This window comes from Candidatus Kinetoplastibacterium sorsogonicusi, from assembly GCF_003072465.1.
Lineage (GTDB): Bacteria > Pseudomonadota > Gammaproteobacteria > Burkholderiales > Burkholderiaceae_B > Kinetoplastidibacterium > Kinetoplastidibacterium kentomonadis.
On sequence record NZ_CP025628.1, the window covers coordinates 570,760 to 590,000 of the forward strand.

13 protein-coding genes, 2 rRNA genes and 1 other RNA gene (1 of these 16 running past the window's edge) are annotated in these 19,241 nt (G+C 25.8%); 1 reads left to right on the forward strand and 15 read right to left on the reverse strand.

Annotated features, from left to right (window positions below):
* Window positions 1-8: 8 nt before the first annotated feature.
* Window positions 9-2,684, reverse strand: coding sequence for a preprotein translocase subunit SecA (secA, locus tag CKSOR_RS02725; protein ID WP_108674054.1), 2,676 nt, complete (start codon window positions 2,682-2,684; stop codon window positions 9-11).
* A 108-nt stretch (window positions 2,685-2,792) separates the two neighbouring features.
* Here secA and CKSOR_RS02730 point away from each other — a divergent pair, with 108 nt between their 5' ends.
* Window positions 2,793-3,278, forward strand: coding sequence for a DciA family protein (locus CKSOR_RS02730; RefSeq protein ID WP_108674055.1), 486 nt, complete (start codon window positions 2,793-2,795; stop codon window positions 3,276-3,278).
* Window positions 3,279-3,511: 233 nt separating this feature from the next.
* On the opposite strand, the gene ftsZ is transcribed toward CKSOR_RS02730, so the two are convergent.
* From ftsZ to CKSOR_RS02800, 14 genes are all read right to left on the reverse strand, one after another.
* A complete protein-coding gene (gene ftsZ, locus CKSOR_RS02735; RefSeq protein ID WP_108674056.1) occupies window positions 3,512-4,672 on the reverse strand; it encodes a cell division protein FtsZ in 1,161 nt (386 codons plus the stop codon).
* 68 nt (window positions 4,673-4,740) lie between these two features.
* Window positions 4,741-5,955 carry a cell division protein FtsA gene (gene ftsA / locus CKSOR_RS02740; protein ID WP_108674057.1) on the reverse strand — a complete coding sequence of 405 codons (1,215 nt, stop codon included), beginning with the start codon at window positions 5,953-5,955 and terminating at the stop codon, window positions 4,741-4,743.
* A 37-nt stretch (window positions 5,956-5,992) separates the two neighbouring features.
* Complete coding sequence (locus CKSOR_RS02745) at window positions 5,993-6,946, reverse strand: D-alanine--D-alanine ligase (protein ID WP_108674228.1); 954 nt, start codon at window positions 6,944-6,946, stop codon at window positions 5,993-5,995.
* Entirely contained in the window at window positions 6,937-8,346 is a 1,410-nt protein-coding gene (murC, locus tag CKSOR_RS02750; RefSeq protein WP_108674058.1) for a UDP-N-acetylmuramate--L-alanine ligase, read from the reverse strand. Before murC ends, CKSOR_RS02745 begins: the two co-directional genes overlap by 10 nt.
* Window positions 8,336-9,424, reverse strand: coding sequence for an undecaprenyldiphospho-muramoylpentapeptide beta-N-acetylglucosaminyltransferase (gene murG / locus CKSOR_RS02755; RefSeq protein ID WP_108674059.1), 1,089 nt, complete (start codon window positions 9,422-9,424; stop codon window positions 8,336-8,338). The genes murC and murG overlap by 11 nt, the downstream gene beginning before the upstream one ends.
* 74 nt (window positions 9,425-9,498) lie before the next feature.
* Window positions 9,499-10,953 carry a UDP-N-acetylmuramoyl-L-alanine--D-glutamate ligase gene (gene murD / locus CKSOR_RS02760; RefSeq protein ID WP_150130251.1) on the reverse strand — a complete coding sequence of 485 codons (1,455 nt, stop codon included), beginning with the start codon at window positions 10,951-10,953 and terminating at the stop codon, window positions 9,499-9,501.
* Window positions 10,932-12,056 (reverse strand): phospho-N-acetylmuramoyl-pentapeptide-transferase, encoded by a 1,125-nt coding sequence (gene mraY / locus CKSOR_RS02765; protein WP_108674061.1) that lies wholly within the window; start codon window positions 12,054-12,056, stop codon window positions 10,932-10,934. The genes murD and mraY overlap by 22 nt, the downstream gene beginning before the upstream one ends.
* A 10-nt stretch (window positions 12,057-12,066) precedes the next feature.
* Window positions 12,067-14,904, reverse strand: a complete 2,838-nt coding sequence (locus tag CKSOR_RS02770) for a UDP-N-acetylmuramoyl-L-alanyl-D-glutamate--2,6-diaminopimelate ligase (RefSeq protein WP_108674062.1) — start codon at window positions 14,902-14,904, stop codon at window positions 12,067-12,069.
* A gap of 38 nt (window positions 14,905-14,942) precedes the next feature.
* On the reverse strand, window positions 14,943-15,896 hold the full coding sequence (rsmH, locus tag CKSOR_RS02775) for a 16S rRNA (cytosine(1402)-N(4))-methyltransferase RsmH (RefSeq protein WP_108674063.1): 954 nt from the start codon (window positions 15,894-15,896) through the stop codon (window positions 14,943-14,945).
* 27 nt (window positions 15,897-15,923) lie between these two features.
* An RNA gene (gene rnpB, locus CKSOR_RS02780) (RNase P RNA component class A) lies at window positions 15,924-16,260 on the reverse strand.
* 57 nt (window positions 16,261-16,317) lie between these two features.
* The gene (gene pyrC / locus CKSOR_RS02785) at window positions 16,318-17,361 is read right to left on the reverse strand and encodes a dihydroorotase (RefSeq protein ID WP_108674064.1); all 1,044 of its coding nucleotides are present in this window, start codon (window positions 17,359-17,361) and stop codon (window positions 16,318-16,320) included.
* A 26-nt stretch (window positions 17,362-17,387) separates the two neighbouring features.
* Entirely contained in the window at window positions 17,388-17,747 is a 360-nt protein-coding gene (locus CKSOR_RS02790; RefSeq protein ID WP_108674065.1) for a hypothetical protein, read from the reverse strand.
* Between the two features lie 130 nt (window positions 17,748-17,877).
* Window positions 17,878-17,990: ribosomal RNA gene (gene rrf, locus CKSOR_RS02795) — 5S ribosomal RNA — on the reverse strand.
* 153 nt (window positions 17,991-18,143) lie between these two features.
* Window positions 18,144-19,241, reverse strand: a 23S ribosomal RNA gene (locus CKSOR_RS02800) (it continues 1,779 nt past the right edge of the window).

Below are 19,241 nucleotides of genomic sequence, written 5' to 3' on the forward strand. Positions count from 1 at the left end.
GTAAATTTTTAATTACCAGATCCATGACAGAATTTATATTTTTTACCACTTTTACAATAACATTTTTCATTCCTACCAAGTTGTAAATTTTCATTTTTTTCTGTATTAATAATTCTATTTATAGAATCATTAATATTTATATTAGAATTAATTTGATTATTAAAATATTCATATGATAATTTCATTAAATTTTTAACTAATTTTTGATATATATTATTTAACATATTTGAAAATAGATAAAAAGCATCTTTTTTATATTCTTGTATAGGATTTTTTTGCGCATATCCTCTTAAATGTATACCTTGACGTAAATATTCTAAATCTGATAAATGATCTCTCCAAAATAAATCAATTGTTTCTAAAAAAGTAATTTTTTCTATTTCTACCCAACTTTTACTTATTTTATTTTTATAATAATTATTTATTTCAAAAATAATAAACTGCAATAATTTTTCTTCAGATATATGAGGATTTGTATTAATTATATCTTGTATATCTAATTTTATACCTAATTCAATATACATTGTTTTTTCTAAATCTTGTAAATTCCAATTTTCTCTATAAGAATTAGGAATAATATATTCATGGTATAAATTAGTAACTACATCTTTTATTATATTATCTATAATTATTCTAATTTCTTCAGGAGAAGCATTAATAATTTCATCACGTTGTTTATATAATGTACGTCTTTGTTCATTATCTATATCATCATATTCTAATAAGTGTTTTCTTATATCAAAATTAAAACGTTCTACTCTACGTTGAGCTGATTCAATAGCTTTATTCACCATTTTTGCCTCAATAGCTTCATATTTAGGCAATTTTAGTTTTTCCATTATAGAGCTAATTTTATCACCAGAAAATATTTTCATTAAAGGATCTTCTAATGATAAATAAAAAATTGATGATCCAGGATCACCTTGTCTGCCAGATCTACCTCTTAACTGATTATCAATACGTCTAGAATCATGTCTTTCTGTTCCAATTACTCTTAATCCACCTAAATTTTTTACTTTTTTACTTTCTAATTCATGTTCTAAATATAACTTATTTAAAGCTTGAGATTTTTCTGATTCATTCAATATAGAATCATTTTTTATATGATTAATATATTTATCTATATTCCCGCCTAATACTATATCAGTCCCTCTACCTGCCATATTAGTTGCAATTGTAATACATTTTATTTTTCCAGCTTCTGCAATAATATTCGCTTCTCTTAAATGTTGTTTAGCATTTAAAATATTATGTGGCAAATTTTCTAATTTAAGTTTATTTGATAAAAATTCAGAATTTTCTATATTAGTAGTACCAACTAACACAGGTTGACCTTTTTCATAACAACTTTTTATATCACTAATAATCGCATGAAATTTTTCTTCTTTAGTTCTAAACACTTTATCATTTTCATCTTTTCGTATCATATTTTTATTCGTAGGAATAATTACAGTTTCTAAATTATAAATTTCTTGAAATTCATAAGCTTCAGTATCAGCAGTTCCAGTCATACCAGATAATTTTTCATATATTCTAAAGTAGTTTTGAAATGTAATGGAAGCTAAAGTTTTATTATCAGATTTAATACTTACTTTTTCTTTTGCTTCTATAGCTTGATGCAATCCATCAGACCATCTTCTACCATGCATTAATCTACCAGTAAATTCGTCAACTATTATGACCTCATTATTCTTAACAACATAATGTTGATTTTTAAAAAATAAATTATATGCACGTAAAGAATTAATTAAATGATGCATTAAAGATAGATTTTTAGGATCATATAATGATTCTTCTTTTGATAATAAATTGAATTTAATGAGCATTTTTTCTGCTACTTCTTGACCAGATTCAGAAAGATAGACTTGATTATTTTTTTCATCTATCCAAAAATCACCTTGTGGTTCTACTGCATTTTTTTTAGGCTCATATGGCATTTTTTTTAAAAAATGTGAAATTTTATCTATCAAATTATATATATCTGTATTATTTTCTGCTTGACCAGATATAATTAAAGGTGTTCTAGATTCATCTATTAATATAGAATCAACTTCATCAACTATTGCATAAAATAAACCTCTTTGACGTTTATTATCTATGCTAATTTCCATATTATCTCGTAGATAATCAAATCCAAATTCATTATTTGTTCCATAAGTAATATCTGCTTGATAAGCAAGTTTTTTCTCATAATCTGATTGTTGTGATACAATAGTTCCAACAGACATTCCTAAAAAATTATATATTTTACTCATCCATTCAGCATCACGACGTGCTAAATAATCATTTACTGTAATAACATGTACACCTTTACCTGCTAAAGCATTTAAATATACTGGTAATGTTGCTACTAAAGTTTTACCTTCACCTGTTCTCATTTCAGCTATTTTACAAAAATGTAAAGCAATACCACCTATTATTTGTACATCAAAATGACGCATATTTAATACACGTTTACTTACCTCTCTTACAATTGCAAAAGCTTCTGGTAATAATTCATCCAAAGATTCTCCTGCTATATATCTATTTTTTAGATATATAGTTTTTTCTTTTAACTCATTATTAGATAATGCAGATATAGAAATTTCTAAAAAATTTATATTGGATAAAATTTTTTGATATTTATTTAAAAGTTTTTGATTTCTACTTACAAAAACTTTTTTAAAAAAAGATGATAAAATCATATTAAATTCTTTGAATAAGATTCAATTAAATATTAACAATAAAACCATTTTTAATGTTATAAAATAATTATTTATAAAATTAGTAATTTGATTACAGGTAATGCTAACATGATTGAAGAGTATACATCAAAATTAGAAGCAGATACAAACATGCCAACATCATTGATAAGCTCAATAAAAAATAATAATATTATAGAAGTAGCTAATTTTTATATAAATTTACAAAATATTATTAGAAATATACTTCCTAATAATATAGCAAAATATTGCTATATTGGTTATATAGAAAATAACGAAATAATAATCAAAGTACCTAATTCTGCTTATGCATCAAAAATAAGACAACTTTCACCTTCAATTATTTATCATTTAAAAAAAATAAATTTTCAAACAAATAATAGCTTACCAATTTCTATTATAATCAAGATACAAAATGATTTAGTAAATTTAGAATATAAAAAAATTAATAAAAGTATTCCTACTTTAAGTAAAAAAGATATTAGTAATTTTGAAAAATTAGTATTTCATATAAAAGATATAAAATTAAAAAATGCAATAAACACTTTAATTAAAAATCATCAAATATTATCTTAACAAAATTAAACATTAATCATATGTTATCTATATTTATAGATAATATATGTAGCTTAATAAAATATCATAATTTAAAATTTAAAGTTAATCTAATTAATACTAATTTTAATTGATCTAATTAATATAAAAATTTTAGATTTTGCCATATATTCTAATTTCGAATAATTTTGCATTTTTTAGATTAAATAAATAATAGGATAAATACTTTATATATACAAAAAATCTTTCATACTCTAATCAACTTGCTTCCTAAGAAAAGAAGGTATATCAAAATGATCTACCCCTGAATCTTCTAAAGCTTTAATTTGGGAAGAAGCTTGATTTCGAAGATTTTTGTTCAATACTTGATTATCTGATTTTTGTTCATTATTAGTGTTAATAACATTTTCTTTGCTATTTTTAATATTTTTATCTATTATATTGGAGTTTTTATTATCTAAATTTTTTCCAAGACCTGTAGCAACAACAGTAACCCTTAATTTATCGCCCATTGTATCATCATAAGCATTACCAAAAATTATCGTTGCATCTTCAGCAGCATAACTTCTAATAGTTTCCATAATTTCTCTAGTTTCTCTCATTTTTAATGATTTTCCAGAAGTTATATTTACTAATATACCTTTAGCACCGTGTAAATCTACACCTTCTAAAAGTGGACAAGCTATAGCATCTTCTGCTGCGATACGTGCTCTATCTACACCTTCTGCTGTAGCTGTACCCATCATAGCTTGTCCTTTCTCTCCCATGATAGTACGTACATCTTCAAAATCTACATTAACATTACCTTCTACATTAATAATTTCAGCAATACCAGCACAAGCATTATTTAAAATACTATCAGCAGATTTAAAACAGTCTTCTTGAGTTGCATCTTCATCAAGCAAATCGTAAAGTTTTTCATTTAATACAACTATAAGAGAATGTACATGTTTTGATAATTCTTTAATACCTTCTTCTGCCATTCTCATTCTTCTATTACCTTCAAAAGCAAAAGGTTTTGTTACTACACCAACAGTTAAAATCCCTAATTCTTTTGCTATTTCTGCTACTATAGGGCTAGCACCAGTTCCAGTACCTCCACCCATGCCAGCAGTTATAAATACCATATTAGCACCATTTAATGCATTACGAATATCTTCACGAGCTGTTTCAGCACAAGCACGACCTTGATCTGGTTTAGCACCAGCCCCCAAACCAGAGCGTCCTAAACGAATTTGTATTGGTGCTTCTGTGATAGCTAAAGCTTGTGCATCAGTATTAGCACAAATAAAATCTACACCTTTAACTCCACTACGAATCATATGATTAACAGCATTACCTCCAGCACCACCTACACCAATAACTTTTATTATTGTACCATTAGGATTATCTGCTAATATTTCAAAATTCATTATAATTACCTCTATTTATTATTTAGGTCATATAAATTTATATTATATATGTATGTTTTATTACATTAAATTTAATTAATAAACCAATATTTAATTTTTTTTAAAAATTTTTTAATATTAATATTAGCGTATTGCAATATATTCAAATTATTTTCTTGAAAAGTTTGTTCACTAGCATCTCTTAATAAACCTATAGCAGCGGAAAAAGCTGGATCACGAATAATATTCGATAATGAACCATTATAATTTGGAATACCTATTTTAATATTTTTTCTAAAAATATTTTTTGCTAAATCTGTAATTCCAAATAATTTTGCTGTTCCACCAGTTATTACAATAGAAGAAATTAAATTATCATATTTTCCTTCAAGAATTATTTTTTTTATTAAAATAAATAATTCTTGAACACGTGTTTCAATAATTTCTTCTAATAAATCTATTGTTATGTTATTAAATTCAATATTATCAATAATTTTTTTTATTGCTAAGAATTTGTTTGGATCTTTATAATTTAGCTTTATAAACTCAGCTTGTTCAAAAGAAATTTGATAAATAGTTGCTATATCATTAGTTATATTATTACCAGCTATAGAAATTACTTTGTTATAACACACAACACCATTATAAAAAATAACTATATCAGTCGTACCTCCACCTATATCTAATAGAATAACACCTAATTTTTTATCATCTTCTGTTAAAACTGCATTACTTGATGCTAATGAGTGTAAATATATATCTTTTAATTTTACTTTACATTTATATATACAATTTATTAAAGTGTTTAATACACTAGAAGAACTAGTAACAATATGAGATTTAACTCCTAAAGTTGATGAAATAATACCTAAAGGATTAGTAATATTATTGTTATTATCGATAATAAAATTTTTAATAATGACATTGAGCAATTGTTGACCTGATGGAATATTCATATTTTTTGCAACATTAATTACTTTTTGAATATCTAAATCTGTTATTTCCGAATTATTAACAGAAATCATACTTTCTGAATTAAAACAATTAATATGATCACCAGTAATAGTTGTATATATATAATTTAACTTAACTTTTGCCATTGATTCTGCTATATGAATAGCAGAAATGACATCATTAATAGTGACTTCGATATTGACTATAATACCTTTTTTTACTCCTGACGATATTTTATGACCAATACCAATAATTTCAAAATTTTTTTTTGAATTTATCATTGCTAATAACACAACTATTTTAGTTGTACCAATATCTACTATTCCTACAATATTTTTATGTTTAACATTCATAAGATTTTATATAATTAAATCTATATAATATATAAATTTAATTTTTATTAATGATTTTATTATATTTACAAGATGCACTAGAAAGTATTATTATACATAAATCTTCATAACTTAAACCACTTGCTTGTGCTGCTAATGGTAATAATGAATGTTCAGTCATACCAGGAACAGTATTAATTTCTAATAACCAAATTTCATTTTTGTCGTCAAGAATCATATCTATTCTAACTGATCCTTCACATTTAAAAATTTTATAAGATAACTCACAAAAATTTATAATCTTGTCATATATATATTTATCAAGTGATGCAGGGCAAAAATATTGAGTCTCATTTGAAAAATATTTATGCTCATAATCATAATTATTGTTTGGGGTAATAATTTCAATAATAGGTAAAATATTTATATCATTAATACCATTATTAATTATTCCAACTGTTAATTCTCGACCATAAATAAAATTTTCTATTAAAATTTCTTTATCATATAATAAAGCTTGATCAATAGCATGTTTTAAATCATTTATAGTTATTGCTTTTAATATCCCTAAAGTAGAACCTTCAGATGCAGGCTTTACAATTACAGGAAAATCAAATGATTTTTTATAAAAATCAGATTTTGTATTTTTATTAAATATCGTAAAAGCTGGTGTAGGTAAATTATATTGCATCCATATATATTTGGTTATAATTTTATTCATACATAAACTAGAAGTTAATGGACCACTACCCGTATATGGAATACCAATTAACTCTAATGCACCTTGAATAATACCATCTTCACCATATCTTCCATGTAAAGATATAAAAGCTCTTTTAATACCTAAAGATTTTAATTCACATATATTATTATATTTTATATCAAATAAACAAGCATCAATATTTTTAGAAATTAATGCTTTATAAATTGCTTTACCAGACATAAGGGAAACATCTCTTTCTGCAGAATATCCTCCACATAATATAGCTACTTTACCAAAATTCATATTGATTTTTTCCAAAATTCATGTACTTTACTAATAGATCCAGCTCCCATAATTATAAGAACATCCTTATCTCTTATTATATTCATTATGATTTTTGGAATATTTTCAATATTTTCGACAAATATTGGTTCAATTTTACTAAATACTCTTAAAGCTCTAGATAATGACCGACCATCTGCTGCAATTATAGCTTTTTCTCCAGCACTATAAACTTCGGTAAGTAATAGAACATCTACATTACTTAATACTTTAATAAAATCTTCAAAGCAATCACGTGTTCTAGTATATCTATGTGGCTGAAAAGCTAATACTATTCTCCTGTCAGGCCATATTCCTCTTGCTGCATCTAAAGTAGCTTGTATTTCCATAGGGTGATGTCCATAATCATCTATTATAGTAAATAAGCCACCACCATTATTTTTATTAACATTAAAATCACCAATATAACTAAATCTACGACTCACTCCACGAAAATCTTTTAATGCAAGGCATATAGAATGATCCTTTATATCTAATTCAGTAGCAACTGCTATTGCTGCTAAAGCATTTCTAACATTATGAATACCTGGCAAATTTAAAGTAATATCTAAAGGTTTTTTTTCAATACCATTAATATTTTTACGTTCTACATGAAATAACATGCGAGTCCCAATACACTGAATATTACTAGCTTTAATATTAGCATCATTATCCAAACCATATGTAATAGCAGTTCTAGAAATATTCGGAATAATATTCTTTATATTAATATCATCTATACATAAAATTGCAGTACCATAAAAGGGTAATTTATGTATAAAATTAATAAAAGTATTTTTTAATATATTTATATTATGATTATAAGTATCCATATGATCAATCCCTATGTTGGTAACTATAGAAATTATTGGAGATAGATCTAAAAATGAAGCATCAGATTCATCAGCTTCTACAATAATATAATCTCCTTGACCAAGGACAGCACTAGTACCTATTGCATTTAACTTTCCTCCTATTACAAATGTAGGATCGAGTCCTTCATAAGCTAAAATACTAGATACAAGACTAGTTGTAGTAGTTTTTCCATGAGTACCAGCAACAGCAATTCCTCTTTTCAAACGCATCAATTCTGCTAACATAATTGCACGAGGTACTATTGGAATATTTTTCTGTCTTGCATAACATACTTCAGGATTATCATTTGAAATAGCAGATGAAACAACTAATACATCTGCTCCTAATATATTTTCAGATGCATGACCTATATAAATATTCGCTCCCATAGATTTCAGCCTAGATGTAATATTAGATTCAAATAAATCTGAACCACTAATAGTATAGTTAAGATTTAATAATAACTCAGCTATACCATTCATACCTGAACCACCTATACCTACGAAATGAATATGTTTTATTTTATTTTTCATTAATATTATCTTTTAATAATTCACAAAAATCTGCAAGATTTTTACTAGCCATTGGTTTAGAATATTTCTGAATATTTATAGCCATATTTTGTAATTTTTTTCTATCTAAATCTTTTAGCCACAAAGACAAATTTTTTGGGTTTAAATCTTTTTCTTCTTTTAACCAAGCTACATTATTTTGTTCCAAAAATTTTGCATTTTCTAGTTGATGATTATCCGCAGCATATGGAAATGGTACAAATAATGTAGCAACTCCAATAGCGCATATTTCTGCAATAGTCATACCACCAGATCTACATATTATTAAATCATTTTCTGACATTTGATATGCAATATCTTCTATAAATGGAATACATGTTGCTCTCACATTATATTGAGAATATATATTTTTCAAAGAATCAATATGTACTAAACCAGATTGATGTGTAACAATTGGTCTAATATTAAAATTAATTAATGATAAAGCTTTTGGTATAAGAATATTGAGAGTTTGAGCACCTAAACTACCTCCTAATACTAAAATTTTTAAAGGACCTGTTCTATTAGAATATCGTTTTAATGGATCATTATATAGCAAAATATCATCTCTAATAGGATTACCTATATAATATGAATCTTTAAATACATTTGGAAATCCACTAAATTTATATTTAATAAATTTTGCTAAAACTTTATTTGCATATCCAGGGATAATATTTTGTTCATGTAATATGACTTTATATCCCATAAGATAAGCTATAAAACTGCATGGAAAAGAAACATATCCTCCAAAACCTAAAACTATATCAGGTTTGAATTTTTTTATTAATTTAAAAGATATAAAAAATGATTTTAAAAGTGTAAAGATAAATTTTAAAAATTCTATTAACTGAAATTTATTACGTTTTAATCCAATACAATTAATTGAATAAAATTTGATGCCATGTTTAGGAACCAAAAATGCTTCCATATTATTAGAATTTCCAACCCATATAACTTCCCAATTACTTTTCATTAATAAATTAGCTATAGTAATTCCAGGCATAATATGTCCACCAGTACCTCCAGCAGATATAATAATTTTTTTGTTTTTAATCATTCAAATATAATTCCTATGTAGATATTAATTCTATGAATAAATCATATATTAAAATAAACATAATTTAACATACTTTATATTTGAGAATTTTTAGCTAACTGTAAAACTTCTTGACTAAATGTTTCACCACGCTGTTTATAACTTGAAAACATATCTAAACTTGAACAAGCTGGAGATAATAATACAATATCACCTTCACAAGCATTTTGATATGCTTTTATGACAGCTTCTTTCATATTATTAGCATATATATATGTTATATTATCATTATCTAATATCTTAGCTATATGATATGCATCTATACCAATTAAGATAATTATTCTGATATTTTTTAAAAATGGTAATAATAATGAAAAATCTTGACCTTTGCTAATACCACCTAAAATAAGTACTTTTTTATTATTATAAGAATTTAAAGCAGCTATAGTAGCTCCGATATTTGTAGCTTTGCTATCATTAATATAATCAACATTATTAATTCTGCATATAAAAGTGTTTCTATGTGATTCACCTAAATATTTTGGTAAAAATGAAAAAATTTTTTCTATTGGAATACCAATAGATCTAATTAATAATAAAGCTGCTAAAACATTTAGATAATTATGTATACCTTTAATAAATAATAAATCACTATCTATAATGTATGAGTATTTGTTAAAACTATGATAAGATACAAGCAATTTTTTGCAATTATGATTAATAATACCCATATCATTAGTATATTTTGGCTTACTAATACCAAAACTATAAATATTTTTCGAATTAATACTGTTTAAATTATTAAGAATATATTCATCATCTCTATTTATAATTAATATTTTAGCATTTTTTGCTATACTAATTTTACTTTTTATATAATTATCTAAATTTAGATGCCAATCAATATGGTCAGGTGAAATATTCAAAATTGTAGCTACATCTATATGTAAATTATAGGTAGTAGTTAATTGAAAACTAGATAACTCAATTACCCAAACATCAGGTAAATTATTAGAAATAATAGCATATTCAAGAACTGATATTGCTGATTTTCCAATATTACCTACTGCAACTGCATATAAACCATAAGAATTAATTAAAAACGAAGTTAACGTAGTTACAGTAGTTTTACCATTTGTACCAGTAATTGCAATCACTTTAGGTTGATAATTATTTTTCTTTTTTAAATTCAATAAAGCTTGAGCAAAAACTTCAATTTCACTAATGATTTCTATATTATTTTTGATAGCAAGATTTAGTAAATTACTAAATGAACTATTGCCTAATGATATACCTGGACTAACTACAATTTTAGAAACATTATGCAATACTGAGAAAATATTATTATGATTTATGACGTAATCTATATTTTTATATTTTGCAAATTCTTTTTTAGTTATTGATAAATTTAAATTTTGATCAACTAATCTAATTGGTATGTTATTTTTAGCAAACCAATGAGCAACTGCTTTTCCACTAATACCTAAACCTAATATTAAAATAACTGAATTTTGATTAATATTTTCTATCATTTCATTTCTATAAAACATAAACTTATAATAACTAATAATATATTTAAAATCCAAAATCCAACAACGATTTTATTTTCTTCATATCCAAGCAATTCAAAATGATGATGTAAAGGAGACATACGAAATATTTTTATACCCTTACCAAATATTTGTTTAGTAAGTTTAAAATAAATAACTTGTAATAAAACCGACATAGTTTCTATTACTAGCAAACCACTCATTATAAAAAATACTACTTCTTGTTGAATTATTATAGCTATAGTAGCTATTAATGCCCCTAAAGGTAAAGAACCAATATCTCCTAAAAATATTTTAGCTGGATAACTATTAAATAACAAAAATGCTAAAGATGCCCCTAATATGGAAAAACTTATTAGAGTTAATTCATATATATCATTACTATAATCAATAATAAATTTATTTACTAATAACCCTTTAAAAAAACAATATGATAATAATGCTAATGATAATGAAATAACAGCTACTAAAAATATTACCAAACCATCTAAACCGTCAGTTAAATTTACAGCATTACTTGAAGCTACTATAATAAATGTAGTTAATATTACAAATTGCCAAAAATTCAAATGGATATTAAAATTAATAAAAGGTATAAAAATTGATCTATCAAATAAAAAAAAATTATCAAATATTTGCCAAAAATATGTAATATTGGTATTTTTTAACATAGCTAAAGCTATAAAAAATGCTGTTATCATTCCGAAAATTATTTGCAATAATAATTTATTAATTGCTGATATACCTTGAGCATCTGACATGATAATTTTTTTATGATCATCTATATACCCAATATAGCTGAAGCTTATAATAACAAAGATTAATATTAAAACAAATTTATTAAAAATATTACACCACATAATACAATTTATTAAAATTGATCCTAATACTAAAATTCCACCCATAGTGGGTGTTCCTACTTTCAACAAATGTGATTGAGGTCCATAAGTTCTTATAGATTGCTTTATTTTAATTTGAATTAATTTTTTTATAAAAATTTGACCTAAAAATATTATTGATAAAAATGAAGTTAATAATATTATTATAGATCGCAAAAATAAATTATTTAAATAAAACCAATTTTGAAAATATATAATTAACATAATTATCTATTTATTCCTTGTTTAAATAATTGTATATATTATCTAAAATTTGTTCCATATGCATAAATCTTGATCCTTTAATTAAAATATTTGCAGAATTAATATTTTTAAGAAAATTAATTATTTCTTGTGAATTTTTTAAGAATAATTTAGGATCTCCAAATCCATCAGATATATATTCACTATCTTTTCCTACAGAAATTACAAAATCTATATTTTTTTTCTTAGCATACGCTCCTATATCAAAGTGGAGTTTATAACTATCTAAACCAACTTCACCCATATCACCACATATTAAAATTTTTATGCCTGATAAACTGGATAAAACATCTATAGCAGATTCAAATGAATCTGGATTAGCATTATATGTATCATTTATTAATACAAAATTTTTTATATAGCAGAATTGCAAACGACCATATATAGATTGAAATTTTTTTATCGATTCAAGAATAAAATCAATTGGAATTTTTAAAACTAAACATCCTGATATAGCTGCCAAAGCATTACGAATATTGTGAATTCCTGGAATATTTAATTTTAATTTAACTGGTATATTATTATTTATAAATAAATCAGATTCTGTTTTATCATTGATAATTTTAATATTATCAGCATATACATCTAATTGTTTATATAATCCAAATTTAATAAAATTTTTGTCATTTATTATAGAATTCCAAATATTAGAATAATTATCGTCTCCTGGTAATATTATAGTACCTGATTCTGATAAAGAATTAACTGCAGAACCATTTTCTTTAACAACATTTTCAATAGATATTAAAAATTCCTGATGCTCTCTTTGTGCATTAGTAATTATTACAATGTTAGGAGAGCATAAATCACTTAAAGGTTTAATTTCATTTATATGATTCATACCAATTTCAATTACTGCAGCTAAATGATTTTTTTTCATACGCAATAAAGTAATAGGAACCCCAATTTCATTATTGAAATTATCTATAGTAGATAAATAATTATTTCTTCCATACCATTCAGATAATATTAAAGCAATTATTTGAGTAGTTGTTGTTTTACCATTACTTCCAACTACAGCTATTAATGGTATATCAAATCTTTTTCTCCAAGATTTACTAATCTGTTTAAGAACAAAATTTGTATCATCTCCTAATTTTATTTGAGGTAAAGAAATTTCATTATCAAAATGATCAACAATAGCTGCACATGCTAAATTATTTTTAACTTGATTTAAAAATTGGTGACCATCAAAATTTTTGCCTTTTATAGCAATAAAAATATTACCAGGTTTAATAGTACGAGAATCAATTGAAAAGTCTATATTAGAATTATATAATAATAATGAAAAAGTTGCCCATTGATAATCATCAAAAAAATGCTTTTCCCCTTCTATTTCTTGATACTTTTCATGTCCTTTACCTGCTATAAGAATAATATCATCTTCATGGCTATTCCAAATAGATGACATAATAGCTTCTGCTCTATCAGTAATAATGGTAATATTTTCTGTAACATTATATCCTGAAATAATATTTTTAATTATGCAATTAGGGTCTTCATAACGAGGGTTATCAGTAGTTATGATAATTTTATCAGCTAATTTTAATGCAATTTTAAACATCAAATGTCTTTTACCTTTATCTCTAGAGCCACCACATCCAAAAATACAACATATTTTTCCTTTTTTTCTTTCTTTCATTAATGGTTTTAATGAAGTTAAAGCAGTTTGTAAAGCATCTGGAGTATGAGCATAATCTATAATTACTAAAGGTATATTTTTTGCTAAATATTTTTTTAATTTTTGATTTATTTCAACTTTTTGTAAACGACCTTCAACATAATTTATTATTTTTATTAAACTAGCAATACAATCAATTTTTAAACCTAATTGAATTAATACTGATATAACTAGTAACAGATTATATATATTATGTACCCCTAATATAGGAGTGCATATTTTTATATCTATAATATTATTACTTACATAAAAAGTAGTTTTATTAGCATAACACTTAATATTATATGCAAATATATTTGATTGGATTTTTTTATTAATACTATATTTTATAATATTTATATTTTTATCAATACATCTTATAATATCTTTGCTAAAATTGTCATCTATATTTATAACTATATGCTCTATGTTTTTGCGTTTAAATAATTTTAATTTAGATTCTTTATAGTGAGACATTGATTTATGATAATCTAAATGATCACGTGTTAAATTTGTAAAACAACTAATATATATTTTAATATTACCTAAGCGATTTTGTTCTATACCTATAGAGGAAGCTTCTAATACTACAAATTTTGCTTTTGATAAGACCATTTTAGATAATATTCTATTTAAGCTGATAACATCAGGAGTAGTATTTCTTAAATTATAAGATTGACCGTTAGGTAATTTATATCCTAAAGTACCTATTACACCACATAAAATATTATTATAATTTAAAATATTAGCTATCCAATTTGCACAAGAAGTTTTTCCATTAGTACCTGTAATAGCTATTACTTTAAGCTTATTAGAAGGATTATCATACCAAATATTAGATAATGCACTTAATTTATCTGATAAATTTTTTACACTAATCAATAAATGCTCATATTTATATTTAAATTCTTTGGTAAAAATATCACTAAATAATTTATCATAAATAATAGCTTTGGCACCTAAATTTATTGCTTCTTGTATATATAATATAGAATTATGATTATTTTTAGCAAAACTTACACAACAAACAAACACATCTCCAAAATTTATATCTTTGGAATTTATATATAAATCTGCATTTTTAGAAACTTTTTTGATTAATAATTTAACAATATGATATATATCATCATTTTGATTAGTATTTATCATAAATATTTGCCTTTTACATAATTAATATATATTTTTAATTATGAATTTATTTGCAAAATTCTTAATATAGCTGACCTTGATCTAGGATTTAATTTTATTTCATCTTTATCAGGTGTAATTTTTTTTAATTTTTTTGCAACAGGTGATGGAATATTAATATCAGAAATAGGAATTTTTTTGTATATAGGATCTATATTAGAAACTTTATTATAAAATTTTTTTACTATTCTATCCTCAAGAGAATGAAAACTGATTATTGCTAAAATACCACCTGGTTTTAATATATCAATAGCGGTTGGTAATGTATTTGACAATTCTTCAAGTTCTTTATTAATAAAAATACGTAATGCTTGAAATGTTTTAGTAGCTGGATGTTTTCCTGGTTTATTATTTTTGATAACATCAGATATACAACTTACTAATTCATTAGTAGTATTAATTGGATGTAATTGACGAACAGCTACAATTTTTTTTGCAATTTTAAAAGCATGACGCTCTTCACCAAACTTTGAAATAACTTTATATATTTCCTCCAAAGTAGCACTTGACAACCATTTTGCTATTGTCATACCACATGAATTATCCATTCTCATATCTAATGGACCATTTCGCATAAATGAAAATCCTCTATTTGCTTGATCTAATTGAGGAGAAGATACTCCCAAATCTAATATAATTCCATCTATATTTTTTAAAACACCAAAATTATATAACTCTTCTCTCATTGATGAAAAACATGCATGTATCACATGAACTCTGTTATCTATTAAAGATAGTTTTTTTGCTTCCAAAATAGCTTGAGGATCACGATCAAAAACAAACAGCTTTGAATTTGGACTAATAAATTTTAGTAATTCTTTACTATGACCTCCACGACCAAATGTACCATCAACAAATATTTTTTTTTCATTTTTACTTAATATATTTAAATTTTTATTAAATAATGATGAAATTAATTGTTTCAACATTACAGGATTATGTTGATATTCCATAAATAATATATAAATTCAATTTAAAAATAGTAAGATAAATCTATAGGCCGGATTCTGTATGCTTATTAAAGCTGACGATCATCTATCTGCATAAGTTTTTACAAACTTACTGTAGCCATCTACCCACATGCTTGAACGGTGCAATTCTACATGATAAAATCATACGCATGTCTATTTGATGTTGCTCCGAATAAAGGTTACCTCGTTTCACCATACTGAATAAATCTAGTATACTCGTCTCTGTGGCCCTATTTCTAAATAATATTAATATTTTGACGGCTGTTAGCCGCTATTCTGCCCTATGGAGTCCGGACCTTCCTCGATATTATGTTTTGAATAATATCGCGATCGCCCAATTTATCTTACTTATTATCATTTTAATGATATATGCTATATTATACAAGTCACAAATATATTTATATTATTCCACTAATTTCCAATCTAATAATTCCCCAGCACCAAGAGGTACAATTTCAATATTTCTATTCAATTTTTTTGGAATTATATGAGATTGTTTTATTAAATTAATTTTTGTAGAATTATACGGTAATCCATAAAAATTTGGACCATTAAAACTAATAAATTGCTCTAATTTATCTATACAACCTACTCTATCAAAAATAGTTGCATACATTTCTACTGCATAACAAGCAGAGTAACAGCCAGCACAACCTGATTCATTTTCCTTGTTCTCTTTGCTATGTGGAGCGCTATCTGTACCAATAAAAAATTTTGTATTATTAATAGTAGCTGCTTCTATTAATGCTAATCTATGTTTTTCTCTTTTTAAAATTGGTAAACAATAAAAATGTGGATTTAATCCATGATTGAAAATAATATTTCTATTATAAAATAAATGTTGAGGTGTAATAGTTGCAGCTATTGGATCTTTTGCAGATTTTACATATTCTACAGCATCTTTTGTTGAAATATGTTCTAATACTATTTTTAATTTTGGAAATTTTTCTTTCAATGGAATAGCAATATTTTCTATAAAAATTAACTCTCTATCAAATATATCTACGGTTTTATTAAATACTTCTCCATGAATTAGTAAAGGTATACCTAATTCTTCCATTTTATATAAAACTAATGAACATTTACCAAATAGATCAGTAACACCATCAAATGAATTAGTAGTTGAACGAAATGGATATAATTTTACACCAAAAATAACTCCAGAACGGAAAGCTAATTCAATATCTTTTTCAGAAGTATTATCCGTTAAATATATTGACATTAAAGGTTCAAAATAATTATGAATTTTTAATTTTTTTATAGCATTAATAATACGTGTTTTATAATTAATAGCATCCTGCGTATTTTTAATAGGATTAACTAAATTTGGCATAACTAAAATACGTGAGAAATTTTTTAAAGAGTCTTTTACAACACCCTCTAAAATAAAATCATCACGTAAATGTACATGCCAATCATCTGGTTTTGTAATAGTAATTTTTTGCATTTTATAATATAGGAATTATAATAATTTTATTCAAGAATATATTCATCATTATATATTAATGATAACCATCCCTTTACTATACGATAAGTTGTCCATAATGTAGTAACAGTTATTAATAAATAACCAATATAAAATTTCATAAATATAAAAGAAAATAAATAAAATGGCAAAGAAATCCAAAAAGTCCTTAGTAACCAATCAAAATGTAAAATATAAAAATTATCATTAAAACAATTACGTTTTAAATAAATTACCATAACTGATGCTAAAGTCAGTATAGATAAAGTACCCATAGTAGCAAAACCAGAAGAAAATAATAAATATAATATAAATAAAAAAATATGATCTTTATATTTAAAATCTATAATATTTTTATGTCCATTCATTTTAAATCCTCTATTTAATGAAATTAATAGATAAAACATAGAATATTAATATTATACTATAAAATTATGTTAAAGCATAAAAAAGCCCTAATATAATTTAATATATTAGGGCTTTTAATTAAAAAAAGAAGCCTGACCATAACCTACTTTCACAGATGTACATCTACTATCATCGGCGCAAAAGCGTTTAACTTTCCTGTTCGAGATGGGAAGGAGTGGATCAACTTTGCTATAGTGATCAGGCAAAACCTTTAAGATTATATAAAATTATAATCCTTAAATCAATTCGAAGAAACACAACTTCTATATATTAATTAATTTAATTAATAAAAAATAGATCGCATTATATTATACAATTTTCCTAAAATATATAATCAATATAACCTTTAGAGTTATAGGATCAAGCCTCACGGGCAATTAGTATCGGTTAGCTGAATACATTACTGTACTTACACACCCGACCTATCAACGTTCTGGTCTTGAACGACCCTTTAGGGAGATCTAGTCTCCGGGATACCTTATCTTCAGACGAGTTTCCCGCTTAGATGCTTTCAGCGGTTATCTCTTCCATACTTAGCTACCCGGCTATGCCATTGGCATGACAACCGGTACACCAGAGGTATGTCCACTCCGGTCCTCTCGTACTAGGAGTAGCTTCTGTCAAGTATCCAACGCCCACGGCAGATAGGGACCAAACTGTCTCACGACGTTTTAAACCCAGCTCACGTACCTCTTTAAATGGCGAACAGCCATACCCTTGGGACCTGCTTCAGCCCCAGGATGAGATGAGCCGACATCGAGGTGCCAAACACCGCCGTCGATATGAACTCTTGGGCGGTATCAGCCTGTTATCCCCAGAGTACCTTTTATCCGTTGAGCGATGGCCCTTCCATTCAGAACCACCGGATCACTATGTCCTGCTTTCGCATCTGTTCGACGTGTCAGTCTCACAGTTAAGCACGCTTATGCCATTGCACTATCAGTACGATTTCCGACCGTACCTAGCGTACCTTAGAGCTCCTCCGTTACACTTTAGGAGGAGACCGCCCCAGTCAAACTGCCCACCATGCACTTTCCCTGATCCGGATTACGGACCGAGGTTAGAACCATAAACATATTAGGGTGGTATTTCAAGGATGACTCCACATAATCTGGCGATCATGCTTCAAAGTCTCCCACCTATCCTACACAAATCTATTCACAGTCCAATGCAAAGCTGCAGTAAAGGTTCATGGGGTCTTTCCGTCTAGCCGCGGGTAGATTGCATCATCACAAACACTTCAACTTCGCTGAGTCTCAGGAGGAGACAGTATGGCCATCGTTACGCCATTCGTGCAGGTCGGAACTTACCCGACAAGGAATTTCGCTACCTTAGGACCGTTATAGTTACGGCCGCCGTTTACCGGGGCTTCGATCAAGAGCTTGCACCCCATCACTTAACCTTCCGGCACCGGGCAGGCGTCACACCCTATACGTCGACTTTCGTCTTTGCAG